Genomic DNA, 18,786 nt, shown 5'->3' with positions numbered 1-18,786 from the left:
CCCCGACCGGGAAGTTAATTTCCCCGGTTCTCCAAATCTCAGTTTCCATTATTCCCCGCCGTAAAGGACAACCGCTGTGACGACCACCAATCGACGACAATTCCTCGGGCTGACCGCGCTCGGGCTCACTGCCGCCGCGGGTGCGCTCACCGGCTGCGGCGCGGCGAGCGGGGTGAACACCAGGACGATCCGCTACCAGGGCTGGGCAGGCCAGGTCATCCCGTCGGAGCTGGCCGCCGACCTCGGCTACCTAGGAGACGTGAAGCTGGAATGGGTCGGCAACACCATCAGCGGCCCACAGGACATCCAGTCCGCCGCGACCGGCCAGGTCGACTACGGAGGCGCGTTCAACGGGGCGGTGATCAAGCTGGCCGCGCGGAACGCGCCGATCACCTCCGTCGTCGGCTACTACGGAGTCGACAGGGACGAGGCCAGCGGCTACTACGTGCTGGAGGACAGCCCCCTGCGTGGCCCGAGGGACCTGCTGGGCGCCAAGGTCGGCATGAACACGCTCGGCGCGCACAGCGAGGCCATGCTGGACATCTACCTGGAACGCAACGGGCTGTCGGCGGCAGAGCGCGAGCAGGTGGAGCCGACCGTGGTCCCGCCGGTCAACACCGAGCAGGCGCTGCGGCAGGGCCAGATCGAGGTGGCCGTGCTCGGCGGGATCCTGCGGGAGAAGGCGCTGGAACGCGGCGGGATCCGCAAGCTGTTCAGCGACCACGAGCTGCTCGGCGACTTCACGGCCGGCACCTACGTGTTCCGCAGGGACTTCCTCGAGGACAACGCCGACACCGTGCGCACCTTCGTCTCCGGCGTAGCCAAGGCCATCGAGTGGAGCAAGAGCACACCGCACGAGGAGGTCGTCGACCGCTTCACCCGGATCCTCACCGACCGCAGGCGCAACGAGGACACCGACCCGCTGAGGTACTGGCGCTCCTACGGCGTCGCGGGCACGGGCGGCGTGATCAAGGACCAGGAGCTCCAGCTGTGGGTCGACTGGCTGGGCAAGCGCGGGGACATCGAACAAGACGCGGTCACCGTGCGGGACGTCTACACCAACGAGTTCAACTCCTACGCGAAGGGCGCCGGGGCATGACGACGAAGATCCGTTTCGAAGGCGTCGGGCGCACGTTCCCGATCCGCGGCGGCCGGGAGCGCCTGACGGCGCTGGAAGACATCGACCTGCACATCGCCCAGGGCGAGTTCACGGTCATCGTCGGACCGAGTGGCTGCGGCAAGTCCACGCTGCTGGACCTGCTGGCGGGGCTCGGAACCCCGACCTCGGGACAGGTCCTGCTCGACGGCGAGCCGGTGACCGGGCCCGGAGTGGACCGCGGCATCGTCTTCCAGCAGTACGCGCTGCTGCCATGGCGCACCGCGCAGGGCAACGTCGAGTTCGGGCTGGAGGCGATCGGCGTGCCCAAGAGGGACCGCGCCGAGCTTGCGCGGGAGTACCTCGAGCTGGTGGACCTCGCGTCGTTCGCCGACCGGCACCCGCACGAGCTCTCCGGCGGGATGAAACAGCGCGTGGCGATCGCGCGCAGTCTCGCCTACGACCCGGGCGTGCTGCTGATGGACGAGCCGTTCGCCGCGCTCGACGCACAGACCCGCGAGTCGCTGCAGGACGAGCTCCGCCGCATCTGGCAGCGCACCGGCAAGACGATCGTGTTCATCACCCACGGCATCGACGAGGCCGTGTACCTCGGGCAGCGGGTGGCCGTGCTGACGTCTCGCCCCGGCCGGATCAAGTCCGTTGTGGACATCGTCCTCGACCGCAGCGCGGCCGAGGACATCCGCTCGACGCCGGAGTTCGCCCGCTACCGGCACGAGATCTGGACACTGCTGCACGACGAGGTCGTGCGCGCACAGGAGCTCGAGAAGGAAGCGGTGTCGGCATGAGCGCGCCCACGATCACCGAGCGGGCCGTGGAACGGAAAACCGAGGCCCAGCCTCGCCGGGGCGCCGGCCGCCGGGCCGGATCGGCGCTGTCGGGCGTCGCCACCAGGTCGGTCGCGGTCCTCCTGCTGCTCGCGGTGTGGGAGTTCGCGCCGAGGGCTGGATTGATCGACTCCACGTTCCTCACGCCGTTCTCCGGGGTCGTGCGCGCCCTCGGCGAGCTGGCCGCCAGCGGGCAGCTCGCCGAGCACATCCAGGCCAGCCTGACGCGCTCGCTGTCCGGGTTCGGCATCGCGGTGCTGATCGCCGTGCCCCTCGGGATCCTGATCGGCTGGTACAAGACCGTCTCCGACGTCCTCACGCCCCTGGTGCAGCTGTTCCTCAACACCGCGGCGCTGGCCCTGCTCCCCGTGTTCGTGCTGGTGCTCGGCATCGGGGAGACGTCGAAGATCGCGATCGTGGTCTACGCGTGCACGTGGCCGATCCTGCTGAACACGATCACCGCGGTGCGCAACGTGGACCCCACGTTGCTGAAGCTGGCCAGGTCGCTGAACCTGCCGCCGCCGGCCCTGTTCCGCAAGGTGATCCTCCCCGCGTCGATCCCGACGGTGTTCACGGGCCTGCGGCTGGCCGGCGCGGCCGCGATCGTCGTGGTGATCGCCGCGGAGATGGTGGGGGCGAAGGCGGGGCTCGGCTTCCTCATCAACGACTCCCAGTACAACTTCGCCATCCCGTCCATGTACGCGGGCATCGTGGCCATCTCGGTGCTCGGCGTGGGCTTCAACCAGCTGCTCGTGGTGGTCGAGCGGCGGTTGACGAGCTGGAAGTGACCCGACGGGCACCTCTGAGCCACCGCAGTGAAGGCCACCTTCCCTGCGTTGAACGCAGGGAAGGTGGCCTTCACTGCGGTTCGGGCCTACCAGGTCACTGGTGTGCGATGCTGACCGCGCGGGTGTTGAGGTAGGCCTCCATCGCCTCGGGGCCGCCCTCGGAGCCGTAGCCCGAATCCTTGACGCCGCCGAAGGGCAGCTCGGCCGAGGGCATGGCGGGCATGTTGACCCAGAGCATGCCCACCTCGACCTTGCGGGTGAGCTGGTCGGCCGTGGCCAGCGAGCGGGTGAAGGCGTACCCGGCGAGGCCGTAGGACAGGCGGTTCGCCTCGGTGACCGCCTCGTCCAGGTCCTGGAAGCCGCGGATCGCCGCCACGGGGCCGAAGGGCTCCTCGTTGAACAGCTTGGCCTCGGCCGGGACGTCGTCGAGCACGGTGGGCGCCCAGAAGTTGCCCTCGTCGCCGATGCGCTTGCCGCCCGAGAGGACCGTGGCGCCCCGCTCGACGGCGTCGGCGTACAGCGCCGACATCGCGTCGACGCGCCGCGTGTTGGCGAGCGGTCCCATTTCGGTGCCCTCGGCGAGCCCGTCGCCGACGTTGAGGCCGGTGGCGACCTCGGCGAACGCCTTGGCGAAGTCCTGCCGCACCGACTCGTGCACGAGGAACCGCGTCGGGGAGATGCAGACCTGACCCGCGTTGCGGAACTTCGCCCTGCTCATGGTCTTGACGGCCAGCTCGATGTCGGCGTCCTCGCAGACGATCACCGGCGCGTGCCCGCCCAGCTCCATCGAGACGCGCTTCATGTGCCTGCCCGCCAGCGCGGCGAGCTGCTTGCCGACGGCGGTCGACCCGGTGAAGGTGATCTTGCGGATCACCGGGTGGGCGATCAGGTGCTCCGAGATCTCGGCCGGGTTGCCGTACACCAGCGCGAGCACCCCGGCGGGCAGGCCCGCGTCCTGGAAGGCGCGCACCAGCGCCGCCGGGCTGGCCGGCGTCTCCTCGGGCGCCTTCACGATCATCGAGCAGCCCGCGGCGAGTCCGGCGCCGAGCTTGCGAACGACCTGGTTGATCGGGAAGTTCCACGGCGTGAACGCGGCCACCGGCCCCACCGGGTCCTTGATCACCAGCTGCTGGATGGCGGGGTTGGCGCGGTGCGGGACGAGCCGGCCGTAGACGCGCAGGCCCTCGTCGGCGAACCAGTCGATGATGTCCGCACCGGCCAGGATCTCGCCCTTGGCCTCCACCAGCGGCTTGCCCTGCTCCCGCGTCATCAGTGCCGCGATCTCGTCGACGCGGGCGCGCACCAGCTCGGCCGCCTTGCGCATGATCTTGCTCCGCTGCGCGGGCGTGTGGTCGCGCCACACCTCGAAGCCGCGCCGCACCGAGTCGGCGGCCCGGTCGAGGTCCTGCTTGGTCGCGTGGGCGACGCGCCCGATGACCTGGCCGGTCGCCGGGTTGTGCACGTCGATCGTGCGGCCCTCCGCAGCATCCAGCCACTGGTCGTCGATGAAGAGCTGGGTGTCCGGATAGGTCATCGAGAAGCCTCCCTCGTGGCGTGCTGTCGGCACGCGGCGTCAACGGACGATGTGCCCTCCCCCGACCGTATCCGGAGTCGGGCTCGCGCACGTCATGTGATCGATCACGCACCGGCGATCCCGACACCGAACACCTCCAGCACCGTGTAGACGGCGAGCAGGAAGATACCGATGCTGCTGACGACGAACGCCGCGGTGAGCCACCGGTTGCGCCGGAAGCGCGGGTCGACCTCCAGGGTGCGCAGCCGCCACACGGCGATCAGCACCGCGAGCAGGAAGATACCGGTCGCGATCGCGCCGATCTGCATCATCACCAGCGGCGACTGGACGAACAGGAACATGAGCAGCCAGAGCACGGGCAGGCAGACGGTGAGGATCCGCAGGATCCGCGCCCGGACCTTGACGTCGTGCCAGTCGATCACGCCCAGCAGGCCCAGCGTGTTGGTCCACAGCCGGGGGACCGCGGCCGCGGAGGCGATGTTGGTGGAGAACAGCACCGCGATCGCCCCGAACAGGAACAGGGTCTCCGCCCACGGGCCCAGCGTGTCGGTGTAGATCCGGGACACGGTGGTGATCACGGCATTGCCCTGGGGCACGAGGTTCTGCGGATGCAGCACGCTCGCGCCGACCACGTAGAACGAGAGCGTCGTGACCGTGCAGACGAGCCAGGACACGAACACGTCGAGCTGCATCACCTTGATCCAGCCCTCGGCCCGCCGGGCGCGTTCCTCGCTGCCGTCGTCGGGACCGGTCCAGCGCGCGTAACCCTTCTCCAGGCACCAGTACGTGTAGTTGGTCATGTCGTCGGCGCCGACACCGGTCGAGCCGAACATGGCCACCGCGAGGCCGACGGTGCCCGCCGGGATCGCGAAGCTCAGCCCGTCGGCGAAGTCCCCGGGGCTGTAGGAGAACGGGGTGAACGGCAGCACCAGCACGATCGCCACGGTGCTCAGCGTGAAGATCGCGACCGACCACGTGGTGATCGCCTCCACGACGCTGTACCGGTTGCTGCGCAACAGCCCGATCGTCAGCGCCGTGATGATGACCGCCCACATGGCGAGCGAGCCGCTGCTCAGCGGCTCCCCCACGATGGGCCACAGAATCGAGCACGCGGCGGCCGAGCCGCCGATGACGCCACCGCGCTGGAAGTTCTTGGCGAGGTCGAGCCCGATCCACAGCCAGTTGATCCAGCCCATGCGGCCGATCCTCGGCGGCACGGTGCTGTACCCGGCGAGCGCGGTCTTGCCGTTGAGGATCGCCCAGCGGGCGAGCTCCATCTGCACCCACACCTTGACGGTGGCGCCGACGATCACCAGCCACAGCAGGACGAACCCCGCGCGGGCCCCGAGCGACGTCGTGACGATCAGCTCGCCCGAACCCACCACGGAGGCGGTGAGGATGATGCCCGGCCCCAGATAGCGCAGCCTGCCGCGCAGTGTCGTCGGCGCCTCCTTGACGTCCTCGGCACGAAGCCGGTAGGCGTCCTCGGGCTCCGCCTGCTGCGGCACCTCTTGGGTTGACATGGAAAGGCTTCCTTTCGACTCGGCGTCGTTGCCGGTGTCCGCCGCCTTCAGCGGGTGGCGGCGAGGAGGCGGCGGGCCTCCGCCCTGAGCGCGTCCGGGTCGGCCGGGTCGCCGAGCAGCTGGACGCCGACGCCGACGCCCGCACAGCCCTCGGCCAGGCATTCGCGCGCGAGATCGGCCCCGACCCCGCCGGTGGCCAGCAGTGGCACGTCGGGCAACGGGCCCTTGAGCTGCCGGAGGTAGCCGGCGCCGACGGGGCCGATCGGGAAGACCTTCACCAGGTCGGCGCCGAGGCGCGTGGCGTGGACGATCTCCGTCGGCGTGAAGGCGCCCGGCACGACGCCGAGGCCGAGCGCCTTGGCCCGCTCGATCACGGCCTCGTCCACATGCGGGCAGACGATGAACCGCGCGCCCGCGTCGGCGGCCCGTGAGACGTCGTCGGCCGTCATCACCGTCCCCGCTCCGATGGGGATCTGGTGGCCGTACTTCTCGGCCAGCGCAGTGATGGCGGCGAACGGCTCACCACGGCCCAGAGTCACCTCGAACAGCCGGATGCCCTCTTCGTGGAGCAGTTCGGTTAGCTCGAGGCACTGCCCGGCGGGTTGCCCTCGATAGATCACCATCGCGCGGTGCTCCAGCACCCGGCTCAGGAGGTCGTTGGCCATAGGTCGTTCCTCTCTCGCGTCGTCAGAGGTGCCTGCGGGGCACGGCGTGTCCCCGCCTGCCCACCAGGAAGTCGAAGTCGGCGCCCGTGTCGGCCTGCCGCACGTGCTCGCGGTACAGCCACGCGTAGCCGGAACCGGTGTTCTCCGCCTGCGTCGGCTCGGCCGCGCGGCGGCGCAGCTCGTCCTCGGGCACGTCCATGTCGATGCGGCGGGCGGGGACGTCGAGGGTCACCCGGTCGCCGGTGCGCAGCAGCGCCAGCGGGCCGCCCGCGGCGGACTCCGGCGCCACGTGCAGCACCACCGTCCCGTACGAGGTCCCGCTCATCCGGCCGTCGGTGATCCGGACCATGTCGCGGACACCGGCGTCGAGCAGCTTCTTCGGGATGGCCAGGTTGCCGATCTCGGGCATGCCGGGATATCCGGACGGGCCCGCGTTGCGCACCACGAGCACCGTCGAGGCGTCCACCGGAAGGTCGGGTGAGTCGGCCTGCTCGTGGTACTCCTCGATCGTGTCGAAGACGAGCGCCGTTCCGGTGTGCCGCACCAGTTCCTCCGACGCCGCGGACACCTTGATCACCGCACCGTCCGGTGCGAGGTTGCCCCGCAGCACCGCGGTGTGGCTCCCGGCCTCGCGCAGCGGCTCCGCGCGGGTGTGGATCACGTCGGTGTTCCAGTTCTCGGCGTCGGCACAGTTCTCGCCGAGGCTCCGGCCTGTCACGGTGGCCGCGTCGGTGTGCAGCAGTTCGCCCAGCTCCTTGATCACGGCGGGCAGGCCGCCGGCGTAGGCGAAGTCCTCCATCAGGAACCGGCCGGACGGCAACAGGTCCACCAGCAGCGGTACCTTCGCCGCGAGCGTGTCGAAGTCGTCGAGCGAAAGCTCGACCTCGGCGCGTCCCGCGATCGCGAGCAGGTGCACCACGGCGTTGGTGGAGCCGCCGATGGCCGCGTTGACGCGAATGGCGTTCTCGAACGACCGGCGGTCCAGAATGGACGACGGGGTGAGCCCTTCCTCCACCATGGACACGATCCGGCCGCCCGCCTCCTCGGCGATGCGGTGTCGCCGGGCGTCGACGGCTGGGATCGCGGCGCTGCCGGGCAGGGAGAGGCCGAGCGCCTCGGCGAGGCACGCCATGGTCGACGCGGTGCCCATCGTGGTGCAGTGCCCGGCACTGCGCGAGAGGCACGCCTCGGCCGCGTTGAAGTCCGCCTGGCTCATGCGGCCCGCGCGCACCTCCTCGCTGAACTGCCACACGTGGGTGCCCGACCCGGCGTCACAGCCACGGAACTTGCCGTTCAGCATCGGGCCGCCGGTCACCATCACCGCGGGCAGGTCGACGCTGAGCGCGCCCATCAGCTGCGCGGGGACGGTCTTGTCGCAGCCACCGAGCAGCACGACCCCGTCGAGCGGATTGGCGCGCAGGGTCTCCTCGACGTCCATGGCCATGAGGTTGCGGAACAGCATGGCCGAGGGCCGCATCAGCGTCTCGCCGAGCGAGATCGTGGGGAACTCCAGCGGAGTCCCTCCCGCCATCAGCACGCCGCGCTTGACCGCCTCCGCGACCTGACGCAGGTGCGCGTTGCAGGGCGCCAGGTCCGACCAGCTGTTGCAGATCCCGATCACCGGCCGCCCGTCGAACATCGACGCGGAGTAGCCCTGGTTGTACATCTTCGAGCGGTGGACGAAGCCGAGTTTGCCGTCGAGGCCGAACCACGCGGCGCTGCGCCGGGGTGACACGTCGTTGTCTGGATGCATCATCGCTCCACAGTGAGGGCACATCTGCATGCAAAGCAGATCTGCAGCATAGATTTTCTCAAAGTTACATGCAACATGTTGGCAGCAGGAGCCGCCGCGGAACCGCGGTCGGTCAGGTACGCGGTGTCGCACCCACCTCGGTCTCGGTCGCCGCGGCGACCGCCGTCTCGTCGAGGCGCACGCCGAGGCCCGGCAGGTCGGGCAGGTCGACAAGACCCCGCTCGGGTGTCGGCGGGCCGGCCAGCAACGGGTCACGCAGCGGGTTGTCCCTGACGTCGTACTCGACCCCGGTCACCGCCTCCGCCATCGCGGCGAGCTGCAGTGTCGCGGCGTACGCCACCGCGCCGCCGTACAGGTGGGGCAGCACGGACTTGCCGTGTGCCGCGGCGAGCGCGCACACCGCGAGCGCTTCGGTGAGCCCGCCGGTCTTGGCGAGGTCCGGTTGCAGGACCGCGATCGCGGGCGACGCCGCGAAGTCGCGGAACTGCTCGACCCCGTAGAGGTTCTCCCCTGTCGCGATGGGCAGGCCGGTGCGACGGTGCAGCTCCTCGAGCCCGGCAAGCGGGTTGCCCCGCACCGGCTCCTCGATCCACTCCACGCCGGCGTCTCTCAGCAGCGGCGCCATCGCGACGGCCTCGGCCACGTCCCACGCCTGGTTCGCGTCGGCGTAGAGGGTGACCCCGGGTCCGGCCGCCTCCCGCGCCTCCGCCAGGTTCCGTTCGTCCTTCGCCCTGCCGAAGCCGAGCTTGACCTTCACCGCCGTGTGGCCCGCGCCGACGCACTCGCGCGCCTTCTCGCCGACGTCCTCGGGGCCGAGGCTGCTGGCGTACACGGGGATCCGGTCGCGGACCCGGCCGCCGGCAAGAGTGCTGACCGCGGCTCCGGCCCGCAGGCCAGCCAGGTCCCACAGCGCGAGGTCGGCCCCACTGATCGCCTGCCGGATCGGTCCCGGTGCGCCCCACTGCCTGCCGAGCGGGTCCAGCCGCGCGCACAGCCGCCGGTGCAGCGCCGAGATCCTGGTGGCGTCCTCGCCGAGCAGCAGCGGGAACACGCCCTCGCGCAAGGTGGCGACACGCTCCTCCGCCGCCCACGGCGGGTAGTTGATCCAGCTCTCGCCCCGGCCGGTGAGACCGTCCTCGGTGGTCACCTCCACCAGCACGATCGACCGGTCGCGCAGCGGGGAGAAGGACATCGCGATGCCGTCGTTCGCCGGCGCGCGCAGAACCCGCAGGCGGGCACCGACGATCCGGGTCACTCGCCGCCCTCCAGCTGCCGCAGGAGCACACTGCGCAGGCGGAAGATGTGCGCCCTGGCGGCCTGTTCCGCGGCGACGGCGTCGCCGGACTCGATGGCCGTGAGGATCGCGCGGTGGTCGTCGATGGCCTGCCTCGGGCCCGCCGTCACCGTGGTGGTGCGCATGGCCAGCCGCACCTGGGTCTGCACGTCGTCGAGCAGCCGGATGACCTCCGGGTTGCCCGCGGCCTCCCGGATGAGCCGGTGGAACCGCAGGTCCGCCTCGGTGCTCGCGGCGAGGTCAGCGGTGCGCGTCGCGGCCTCGTGCTCGTCGAGCGCCTCCTTCAGCGCCCGCACCAGCTTGCGCCCGGCGTTCTCGACGGCCAGCCGCGCCGCGAGCCCTTCCAGCACCTCGCGGATCTCGTAGATCGAGACGAGCTCGGCGAGGCCGACGCTCGCCACGATCGCCCCCCGGCGCGGTTCCTCACTGGCGAGCCGTTCCTGCACGAGCCGCAGCACCGCGTCGCGCACGGGGCTCCGGCTGACGTCGAGCGACTCGGCGAGCGCGGGAACACTCAGCCGCGCGCCAGGGGAAAGCTCGCCGGTGAAGATCATCTCACGCAGTCGCTCGTAGACCGCGTCGGCGACCCTGGTCCGGGCCGCGGTCTTCTCGTTCACTCCCACCATGACGGCCACCTTACATGTAAACCGTCGAACTTACATTCTATATGGCAGGGCGCTTCGCCTCGTGGCGACCCGGCCGTCCTCCAGCACGAGCTCGCCCCCGATCATGACGTGCCGCGGCGAGCTGCCGTTCTCCGAGTACACCGGTCGCCGATCGAGCCTGTTCCTCGGCGTGAAGGCGAGCGGGTCGAGATCGAGCGTGGGGGGCGCGCAGCATCTCGTCGGCGGTCGGCCAGGTCTCGTGGCCGGGCTCGGTCACCTTGTGCGGCAACGCGGCCACCTTGGTCACCTCCGGCAGCCGCGGGGTGTCGCTGCTGGAGCAGCCGTCCGGGCCAAGGGCGAGGGCCACGCCCTCGTCGCGGTATTCGCCACCAAGTGGCGGCCGCACGACCACGCTCAGCGAGCGGAAGACCGGGAGCGTCCCGCCGAGTCCATAGTGGGCGGTCCGCGGGCGGCACCGAACTTGCGATGACCTGGCTGACGAGTCAGTAGCCTTGCGCGAATCGCAAGATGACACTACGGTCGTCCCACATGGCCGAGACCGAGGACTTGCGAACGCGGGTTCGGAGTCTCATTCCGGCGAAACCCGGCGCACAGCGCGAGTTCGCCAGGGCCATCGGGATCGACGAGACCAAACTGTCCAAGTCGCTCAAGGGCACGCGGCGGTTCTCCCCGCACGAGCTCGTGCGCATCGCCGAGTACGCCGGTGTGACGGTGAACTGGCTGCTCAACGGCAGCGACGACGCCGTGACCGTCACCGCGGTGCCCGCACCGGCGGCGCGGTCCGCGAGCGCACCCGGCGAGGGCGGCCGGACCGAGCGCAGGCGGCACATCCTGGAGACCGCGTGGGAGCTGATCGCCACGCGCGGCTACCACCACGTGCGCATCGCCGACATCGCCAAGGCGTGCGGCACGAGCACGGCGACCATCCACTACCACTTCCCCACCAGGGAAGAAGTGCTCAACGAGGCGTTGCGGCGCAACGTGAAGCTCGCGTTCGACCGGCAGGTGGCCGAGCTGCACGCGATCGACAACGCCCACGAGCGGCTGGTGCGCCTCGTGGAGCTGCAGCTGCCTGCGGACGGCCTGCTCAGGGACGAGTGGTCGGTGTGGCTGCAGGTGTGGAACGAGAGCGCGCTGAACCCGGCGATGCGCGAGCTGTACTGGGACTCCTACGACCGCTGGTTCGACACGATCGCGATGACCATCCGCAATGGACAGGAGCAGGGGGTGTTCCGGAAGCGGGACCCTCGCGAGATCACAACTCAGCTGAGCGCGCTCATCGACGGGCTCGGCATCCAGGTGCTCACCGGCAAGCCCGGAAGCTCGGTGGACTCCATGCGCGAGCACCTGAGGGACTTCATCGACCGCAACATCGTCCACGGAGGACAGCAAGAACCATGAACAGCGAGATCATCGTCACCTGCGCCCTCACGGGCGCCGGCGACACCGTGGGCAAGAGCGAGCACGTGCCGGTCACTCCCGAGCAGATCGCAGCCTCGGCCGTCGAGGCCGCGAACGCCGGAGCCGCCGTGGTGCACATCCACGTGCGCGATGTCGAGACCGGCCAGGGTTCCCGCGACGTGGCGCTCTACCGCGAGGTCGTGCGCAGGGTCAGGGACAGCGGCGTCGACGTGGTCATCAACCTCACCGCGGGCATGGGCGGTGACCTGGTGATCGACGACGAGGACCCGCTCAAGCCAGTGGACGGCACCGACCTCGTCAACGCCGAGGACCGCCTGCCGCACGTCGAGGAGCTGCTGCCCGACATCTGCACGCTCGACTGCGGCTCGCTCAACTTCGGCGAGGGCCACCAGCTCTACGTGTCCACTCCGGACATGCTGCGTGCGGGCGCCAAACGCGTCCAGGAGCTCGGCGTCAAGCCGGAGCTGGAAATCTTCGACACCGGCCAGCTGTGGTTCGCCACCAAGCTGATCGAGGAAGGGCTCATCGACGCTCCGCCGCTCTTCCAGCTGTGCATGGGAATTCCCTACGGCGCGCCCGCGAACCCCGAGCTGCTGCAGACGATGGTGCACATGCTCCCCGAGGGAGCGCAGTGGGCCTCGTTCGCCATCGGCCGGAACCAGCTGCCGTGGGTCGCGCACTCGGCGTTGCTGGGCGGGCACGTCCGCGTCGGACTCGAGGACAACCTCTACCTCAGCAAGGGCGTCAAGGCCACCAACGGCCAGCTCGTCGAGCGTGCCGTGAACATCGTCGAGGACCTCGGCGCGAAGGTCGCCTCCCCGGACGACGCGCGCCGCATCCTGAATCTGAAGGGGGCCGCGGGTGCCTGAGCCAGCGGAGGTCACCACCGTCGCGTGCGTCGGCGCGGGCGTGATCGGCGGCGGGTGGGCCGCCCACTTCCTCGCCCGCGGCTACCGGGTGCGCGCCTGGGATCCCGCGCCCGGCGCCGCCGAGCGGCTCGGCAGGCTCGTCGAGGCCGCGTGGCCCGCGCTCACCGAGCTGGGCCTCGCCGACGGCGCCTCGCGGGACAACCTCACCGTGCTGCCGACCCTCGCGGAAGCCGTGGACGGCGCCGGGTTCGTGCAGGAGAGCGCCCCAGAGGACCTCGCAGTGAAACGCGCGCTGCTCGCCGACATCGCCGAGGTCACCCCTGCCGACGTCGTCATCGCCTCGTCCACATCGGGCTACGGCATGAGCGAGATGCAGACCGAGGCCGCCAGCCCCGAACGGCTCGTGGTGGGCCATCCGTTCAACCCGCCGTACCTCATCCCGCTGGTCGAGGTGGCCGGCGGCACGCGCACCGAGACGTGGGCCGTGGAATGGGCGAGCGAGTTCTACCGCCGGGTGGGCAAGTCGGTGATCACCATGGACCACGAGCTGCCAGGGTTCATCGCCAACCGCCTGCAGGAGGCGCTGTGGCGAGAGGCGCTCCACATGGTCGCCAACGGCGAGGCCACGGTGGAGCAGATCGACACAGCGATCACCGACGGGCCCGGCCTGCGCTGGCCGGTGCACGGACCGTGCCTGACGTTCCACCTCGCCGGCGGCGAGGGCGGCATGGCGCACATGCTCGACCACTTCGGACCGTCCCTCAAGGCGCCGTGGACCCGGCTGGAAGCGCCCGAGCTCACCCAGCGGCTGCGTGACGACATGGTGGCGGGCTGCGACTCCGCGGCGGGTGACCGCTCGATCGCCGACCTCGTCGCCGAGCGCGACCGCGCGATCATCGCCGTGCAACGCGCCGTCGAAGCCAGCCGAGGGAGGCGCGGTGAGTGAACCACTGGAGTACCACGACACCGTTCGCGACGAGTGGATCGACTACAACGGACACCTGAGCGAGCCGTTCTACGTGATGGTGTTCGGGTTCGCGACCACCAACCTGATGGAGCACACCGGGCTCGACGAGCGCTACCGCGCCGCGACGGGCCGCTCGCTCTACACCGTCGAGGCCCACGTCCGTTACCTTCGCGAGGTCGGGCCGAAAGCGGACCTGCACGTCACCACATTCGTGCTTTCCGTGGGAGAGAAGAAGGTACGGCTCTGCCACGAGATGCGAGTGGACGGTGAGCTGGTGGCAACGGAGGAGCTGCTGGCGATCCACGTCGCGGGGGCCAGAGCGGCGCCCCTGCCCGAGGACGTCGCGCAGCGCCTGCGAAGACACCTCCGCCCAGCCCCCGGCTACGCGGGGCGAGCCATCAGCTCCTGACCCTCAGGTCCCCTATCCGGAAGCCCGACTTCATGTCGTTTGACAAACGCATCTCCAGAAGGAATTTCCTCGTCGGCAGCGCCGTTCTCGCCGGAACGGCACCGCTGCTGTCGGCGTGCGGCGGACGGTCGAGCGCCGTCGCGGCCCCCACCGGAGCGCCCCGCCGGGGCGGCACGCTGCGCGTCGGCATCACCGGCGGCGGCGCGTCCGACACCCTCGACCCCCATATCCCGGCGACCAGCCCGGACATCGCCCGCGTGCGAAACCTCTACGAGCCGCTGCTCTACCGCGACCACGACTACCGGCTCGAGATGCTCGTCGCGGAGTCGCTCACGCCCTCGCCCGACGCGAGGACGTGGACGGCGACCCTGCGCGAGGGCGTCCGGTTCCACGACGGCAGGCCGGTGACGCCCGCCGACGTCATCGCGACCTTCCGCCGGATCATGGACCCCGACGATCCGAAAAGCGGCGCGGCGAGCCTCACCATGCTGGGCGAGGTCGTGGCCAGCGGCGACCGGCGGGTCGAGTTCCGGCTCACCGAGCCGTCCACGGTGTTCGACGACTACCTCGCGCAGTACTCACTGGGCATCGTGCCGGCGGACTTCTCGGTGGACCGTCCGATCGGCACCGGACCCTTCCGCACGCAGGACTTCACGCCGGGCCTGCAGAGCACGTTCGTACGCAACGAGCACTACTGGCGGCCCGGCCAGCCCTACCTCGACGAGCTCGTGTTGATCAACTTCGCCGAGGACGACGCCCGGATCAACGCTCTGTTGTCGTCGCAGGTGGACGCGATCGACCAGGTCCCGGTCGCGTTGGTGGAGGTGCTGCGCAGCGACGAGCGGCTGCGGGTGCTGAGCGCGCAGACCGGTACCTGGCTGCCCTTCACGATGCGGGTGGACCGCCCGCCGTTCGACGACGTGCGCGTGCGGCAGGCGCTGCGGCTGGTCGTCGACCGCGAGCAGATGATCAACCAGGTGCTCAGCGGACAGGGCCGGATCGGCAACGACCTCTACGGGCCGTTCGACCCCGCCTACGCGAGCGAGCTGCCGCAGCGAAGGCAGGACATCGCCGAGGCGCGCCGCCTGCTCACCGAGGCCGGGCACCCGAACCTGGACGTCGAGCTCGTCACCGCGCCCATCCAGGCCGGCGCGGTCGAGGCCGCGCAGGTGTTCCAGCAGCAGGCGAAGGCCGCCGGCGTGAACGTCCGCCTTCGCCGGCTGGACACCACCGCCTTCTGGGAGAACTACCTGAGCTGGGACTTCGCGCAGTCGTTCTGGTACACGCGCAACTACCTGCCGCAGGTGGCTTCCGGCTCGCTGCCGCAGTCGCCGTACAACGAGACGCATTGGAGCGACCCGGAGTTCCTCGGGCTGGTGCGCCGCGCCGACCGCACGGTGGACCGCGCCGAGCGTGAGGACCTGCTCAAGCGGGCGCAGCGCATCGAGTACGAGCGCGGCGGCAACATCATCTGGGGCTTCATGAACCAGGTCGACGCCCACCAGGTGTACGTGGCCGGGCTGCTGCCCGACCGCACCGGCCTGCCCCTGTCCGGTTACTCGTTCCGCGAAGCGTGGCTCGGCTGAGGAGGTGGGTTCGTTGTCCCGTTTGATCGTCCGCAGGCTGCTCGTGAGCCTCGCGGTGCTGTGGCTGGTGACGCTGCTGGTCTTCGTCGCGACGCTCCTGCTGCCCGGCGATCCCGCCCGCGCGATCCTCGGTCAGCAGGCCACGCCCGAGCGCATCGCCGCGCTGCGCGCCCAGCTCGACATCGACGCGCCCGTGTGGGAGCGCTACCTGAACTGGCTCGGTGGCGTCGTCACCGGCGACCTCGGCACGTCGACGGCCACGCAGGGCCCGGTCAACGACCTGCTGGGCGACCGCATCGGCGCGTCGCTCGTGCTGCTCGTGGCCGCCGCGGTGCTCAGCACGCTGGTGGGGCTCGCACTGGGCACCTGGACGGCCATGCGCCGGGGCCGGGCGGCCGACCACACCGTGTCCGGCATCAGTCTCGTGATCGCGGCGCTGCCCGAGTTCGTGATCGGTGTCGCGCTGATCGTGCTGCTGTCCACGACGGTGTTCCCGCTGCTGCCGTCGGTGACGCTCGCGCCGCCCGGTGAGCCCGTGTGGTCGCAGCCGAGCCAGCTCGTGCTGCCGGTGCTGACGCTCACGCTCGTCGTCACGCCCTACATCACGAGGATGATGCGCGCCACGATGAGCGAGGTGCTCGACAGCGGCTACGTCGAGATGGCGCGGCTCAAGGGCATCCCGGAGAAGACGGTGCTGCTGCGGCACGCGCTGCCGCACGCGATCGGCCCGGTCGCGCAGGTGATCGCGCTGCAGCTCGCGTGGCTCGCGGGCGGCGTCGTGGTGGTGGAGTTCCTGTTCCGCTACCCCGGTGTCGGCCAGGCGCTGATCGACGCGGTGAACAGCCGTGACGTGGAGGTGGTGCAGGCGATCACGCTGCTCATCGCCGCCGTCTACATCGTGGTGAACCTGCTCGCCGACATCGTCGGCATCCTGACCAGCCCTAAGCTGCGTGCCGAGGTGACGCGATGAGTACCCGCTCCACTGTGTTCCGTCGCGCGCTGTCCCTGCCGCAGGCCAAGATCGGGCTCACGCTCACCGCCGTGGTGGTGCTGCTCGCGGTGCTCGGCCCGTGGCTTGGGCCGTGGCTCACCGGCCACGACACCACCGGCTTCGCGGGCAAGCCGTTCCAGTCCGACGGCGTGGCCGGCACCGACGGGCTCGGCCGCGACGTGTTCACCCGGTTCCTCGCCGGCGGCGCGACGCTGTTGCTCTACGCCGTGCTGGCCACGGCGATCGGCGTCGTGCTCGGCACCGCGCTCGGCATGCTCGCCGGGTACACCGGAGGGCGCCTGGACAGCGTGATCATGCGCGGCAACGACGTGCTGCTGTCGTTCCCGCAGCTGGTGTTCGCCCTCCTGGCGATAGCGATGCTCGGGCCGCAGGGCTGGCTGCTGGTGCTCGTCATCGGCATCACGCACGCGCCCCGCGTTGCGCGGGTGGCGCGGCAGGCCACGGTCGCGGTGAAGGACAGCGACTACATCAGGGCCGCGCAGCTGTACGCGATGCCGAGGCGGCGCATCCTGCTGCGGGAGGTGCTGCCGAACATCACGGGCCCGCTCATGGTGGAGCTGGGGCTTCGCCTGACCTACTCGATCGGCTACGTCGCGTCGCTGTCGTTTCTGGGGCTCGGCATCCAGCCGCCCTCGGCCGACTGGGGTCTGATGATCAACGAGAACCGCATCGCGCTCGTGGTGGAGCCGTGGGGCGTGCTGCTGCCGGTGCTGGCGATCGCGGTGCTGACGGTGGGCACGAACCTGGTCACCGACTCGCTCGCGTCCGCGGCCGCAGGTCGCGAGAAGGAGGTCACCGCATGACCGCGCACGTCGCCGTCGCAAGCGCCCTCGAGGTCAGCGAGCTGCGCGTGAACACGCTCACGGGCTCCCCAGTGCTGAAGGGTGTCTCGTACGCGATCGCGCCCGGCGAGGTGCTCGCGCTGGTCGGCGAGTCGGGATCGGGCAAGACCACGGCGGGGCTGGCCGCGCTCGGCCACTTCCGGCGCGGGCTCGCCCCGGCGGGCGGCACCGTCACCGCGCGCCCCCGCGACGGGGAGCCGGTGGACGTGCTCGGGCTCGGCGAGCGCGAGCGCAGGACGCTGCGCGGCCACACGCTCGCCTACGTGCCGCAGGACCCCGCGCTGTCGCTCAACCCCGCGCTGCGCATCGGCCGCCAGATCGGCGAGGTGCTGGAGGCGCACGGCTACGGCACGTCCGACGAGGAGCGCGCGGCGCGCGTGGCGGAGGTGCTCGGCGAGGTCGGGCTCCCCGCCGACGAGGCCTACCAGCGGCGCTACCCGCATCAGCTCTCCGGCGGCCAGCAGCAGCGGGTGGGCATCGCGATGGCGTTCGCGTGCAGGCCGAGCGTGGTGGTGCTCGACGAGCCGACCACGGGGCTCGACGTGACCACGCAGACGCTCGTGCTGCGCACCGTCGCCGCGCTGACCGCCGAGCACGGTGTCGCGGCGCTCTACATCACCCACGACCTCGCGGTGGTGGCCGCGATCGCCGACCGGGTCGCCGTGATGCGCGGCGGCGAGATCGTGGAGTGCGGCACGACCGGGGAGGTGCTTCGCCGCCCCGCGCACGCCTACACGCGGGAGCTGGTCGACGCGGTGCCCGACCTCGACCGCGGCGGCGACCTGCCCGCCCCGGACGGCGACACGCAGACCTTGCGGGTCAAGGACCTGTCGGTCTCGTACGGCGAGCACGAGGTGCTGCGCGACGTGTCACTGACCGTCCACTCGGGAGAGTGCCTGCTGCTGCTCGGCGAGTCCGGGTCGGGCAAGACCACGCTCTCGCGGTGTGTGGCGGGCCTCAACGAGCACCACACCGGCACCGTGGAGCTGGACGGCGCCGCGCTGGCCCCGGCCACGCGGCGGCGCTCGGCGGAGGAGCTGCGTGCCGTGCAGTACGTGTTCCAGAGCCCGTACTCGTCGCTGAACCCGCGGCGCACCATCGCGCAGTCGGTGGAGGTCCCGCTGGAAATGCTCACCGAGCTGCCGAAGGCCGCGCGGCGCGAGCGGGTCGCCGAGACACTGGACCGCGTGCGGCTGAGCCGCGAGCTCGCCGGCCGCCTGCCGGACCAGCTGAGCGGCGGCGAGCGGCAGCGCGCCGCGATCGCGAGGGCGCTCGTCACCACGCCGAAGGTGCTGCTGTGCGACGAGGTCACCTCGGCGCTGGACGTCTCGGTGCAGGCGACGATCATCGACCTGCTGTGCGAGCTGCGGGCCGAGCTGGGCACCGCGATGGTGTTCGTCACCCACAACATCGCGCTCGCCCGGCACGTCGCCGACCGCATCGCGGTCCTGCGGGGCGGCGAGATCGTGGAGGTGGGCCCCGTCGACGAGGTGCTGAGCGACCCCCGGCACGAGTACACCCGCCGGCTGCTGGCCAACACCCCGAGGATGTGAGC

17 protein-coding genes are annotated in these 18,786 nt (G+C 70.7%); 11 read left to right on the top strand and 6 right to left on the bottom strand.

All coding sequences use genetic code 11. From position 1 onward, the window contains the following. The first annotated feature begins 76 nt into the window (after positions 1 to 76). Genes FCN18_RS05665 through FCN18_RS05655 form a run of 3 tightly spaced genes read left to right on the top strand, consistent with a single transcriptional unit; the run spans position 77 to position 2,729 of the window. Positions 77 to 1,099 (top strand): ABC transporter substrate-binding protein, encoded by a 1,023-nt coding sequence (locus tag FCN18_RS05665; protein ID WP_137093655.1) that lies wholly within the window; start codon positions 77 to 79, stop codon positions 1,097 to 1,099. Beyond that, complete coding sequence (locus FCN18_RS05660) at positions 1,096 to 1,902, top strand: ABC transporter ATP-binding protein (protein ID WP_113644280.1); 807 nt, start codon at positions 1,096 to 1,098, stop codon at positions 1,900 to 1,902. The genes FCN18_RS05665 and FCN18_RS05660 overlap by 4 nt, the downstream gene beginning before the upstream one ends. Then, the gene (locus FCN18_RS05655) at positions 1,899 to 2,729 is read left to right on the top strand and encodes an ABC transporter permease (protein ID WP_113644281.1); all 831 of its coding nucleotides are present in this window, start codon (positions 1,899 to 1,901) and stop codon (positions 2,727 to 2,729) included. Before FCN18_RS05660 ends, FCN18_RS05655 begins: the two co-directional genes overlap by 4 nt. A gap of 94 nt (positions 2,730 to 2,823) precedes the next feature. On the opposite strand, the gene FCN18_RS05650 is transcribed toward FCN18_RS05655, so the two are convergent. The 6 genes from FCN18_RS05650 to FCN18_RS05625 all read right to left on the bottom strand — a co-directional run bounded on the left by FCN18_RS05650 (position 2,824) and on the right by FCN18_RS05625 (position 10,124). After that, a complete protein-coding gene (locus FCN18_RS05650) occupies positions 2,824 to 4,263 on the bottom strand; it encodes an NAD-dependent succinate-semialdehyde dehydrogenase (protein WP_112269901.1) in 1,440 nt (479 codons plus the stop codon). A 104-nt stretch (positions 4,264 to 4,367) separates the two neighbouring features. Beyond that, positions 4,368 to 5,786, bottom strand: a complete 1,419-nt coding sequence (locus FCN18_RS05645; protein ID WP_137093653.1) for an Nramp family divalent metal transporter — start codon at positions 5,784 to 5,786, stop codon at positions 4,368 to 4,370. A gap of 47 nt (positions 5,787 to 5,833) precedes the next feature. Beyond that, positions 5,834 to 6,451: a bifunctional 4-hydroxy-2-oxoglutarate aldolase/2-dehydro-3-deoxy-phosphogluconate aldolase gene (locus FCN18_RS05640; RefSeq protein WP_137093651.1), complete on the bottom strand. Its 618-nt coding sequence runs from the start codon at positions 6,449 to 6,451 to the stop codon at positions 5,834 to 5,836. 22 nt (positions 6,452 to 6,473) lie between these two features. Then, entirely contained in the window at positions 6,474 to 8,207 is a 1,734-nt protein-coding gene (locus tag FCN18_RS05635) for an IlvD/Edd family dehydratase (RefSeq protein ID WP_228713672.1), read from the bottom strand. Between the two features lie 109 nt (positions 8,208 to 8,316). Then, complete coding sequence (locus FCN18_RS05630) at positions 8,317 to 9,459, bottom strand: mandelate racemase/muconate lactonizing enzyme family protein (protein WP_137093649.1); 1,143 nt, start codon at positions 9,457 to 9,459, stop codon at positions 8,317 to 8,319. Further along, positions 9,456 to 10,124, bottom strand: coding sequence for a GntR family transcriptional regulator (locus FCN18_RS05625; RefSeq protein ID WP_137093647.1), 669 nt, complete (start codon positions 10,122 to 10,124; stop codon positions 9,456 to 9,458). The genes FCN18_RS05630 and FCN18_RS05625 overlap by 4 nt, the downstream gene beginning before the upstream one ends. A 528-nt stretch (positions 10,125 to 10,652) precedes the next feature. Here FCN18_RS05625 and FCN18_RS05620 point away from each other — a divergent pair. Genes FCN18_RS05620 through FCN18_RS05585 form a run of 8 tightly spaced genes read left to right on the top strand, consistent with a single transcriptional unit; the run spans position 10,653 to position 18,784 of the window. Beyond that, positions 10,653 to 11,525 carry a TetR/AcrR family transcriptional regulator gene (locus tag FCN18_RS05620; RefSeq protein WP_112269891.1) on the top strand — a complete coding sequence of 291 codons (873 nt, stop codon included), beginning with the start codon at positions 10,653 to 10,655 and terminating at the stop codon, positions 11,523 to 11,525. Next, complete coding sequence (locus FCN18_RS05615) at positions 11,522 to 12,415, top strand: BKACE family enzyme (RefSeq protein ID WP_137093645.1); 894 nt, start codon at positions 11,522 to 11,524, stop codon at positions 12,413 to 12,415. Before FCN18_RS05620 ends, FCN18_RS05615 begins: the two co-directional genes overlap by 4 nt. Further along, positions 12,408 to 13,361 (top strand): 3-hydroxyacyl-CoA dehydrogenase NAD-binding domain-containing protein, encoded by a 954-nt coding sequence (locus FCN18_RS05610; RefSeq protein ID WP_137093642.1) that lies wholly within the window; start codon positions 12,408 to 12,410, stop codon positions 13,359 to 13,361. Before FCN18_RS05615 ends, FCN18_RS05610 begins: the two co-directional genes overlap by 8 nt. Further along, positions 13,354 to 13,791, top strand: coding sequence for a thioesterase family protein (locus FCN18_RS05605; RefSeq protein WP_112269886.1), 438 nt, complete (start codon positions 13,354 to 13,356; stop codon positions 13,789 to 13,791). The genes FCN18_RS05610 and FCN18_RS05605 overlap by 8 nt, the downstream gene beginning before the upstream one ends. A gap of 32 nt (positions 13,792 to 13,823) precedes the next feature. Continuing rightward, the gene (locus FCN18_RS05600; protein WP_112269884.1) at positions 13,824 to 15,377 is read left to right on the top strand and encodes an ABC transporter substrate-binding protein; all 1,554 of its coding nucleotides are present in this window, start codon (positions 13,824 to 13,826) and stop codon (positions 15,375 to 15,377) included. 13 nt (positions 15,378 to 15,390) lie between these two features. Then, positions 15,391 to 16,347 (top strand): ABC transporter permease, encoded by a 957-nt coding sequence (locus FCN18_RS05595; protein WP_137093640.1) that lies wholly within the window; start codon positions 15,391 to 15,393, stop codon positions 16,345 to 16,347. Further along, positions 16,344 to 17,192 (top strand): ABC transporter permease, encoded by an 849-nt coding sequence (locus tag FCN18_RS05590; RefSeq protein WP_112269880.1) that lies wholly within the window; start codon positions 16,344 to 16,346, stop codon positions 17,190 to 17,192. The genes FCN18_RS05595 and FCN18_RS05590 overlap by 4 nt, the downstream gene beginning before the upstream one ends. Further along, positions 17,189 to 18,784 carry an ABC transporter ATP-binding protein gene (locus FCN18_RS05585; protein WP_137093637.1) on the top strand — a complete coding sequence of 532 codons (1,596 nt, stop codon included), beginning with the start codon at positions 17,189 to 17,191 and terminating at the stop codon, positions 18,782 to 18,784. Before FCN18_RS05590 ends, FCN18_RS05585 begins: the two co-directional genes overlap by 4 nt. Positions 18,785 to 18,786: the final 2 nt, after the last annotated feature.

The sequence above is a fragment of the Prauserella endophytica genome, from assembly GCF_005146945.1.
Taxonomy (GTDB): Bacteria; Actinomycetota; Actinomycetes; order Mycobacteriales; family Pseudonocardiaceae; genus Prauserella_A; species Prauserella_A endophytica.
The sequence above is the reverse complement of the archived record's forward strand: the minus strand, read 5'-3'. Positions and strand labels throughout refer to the sequence as shown.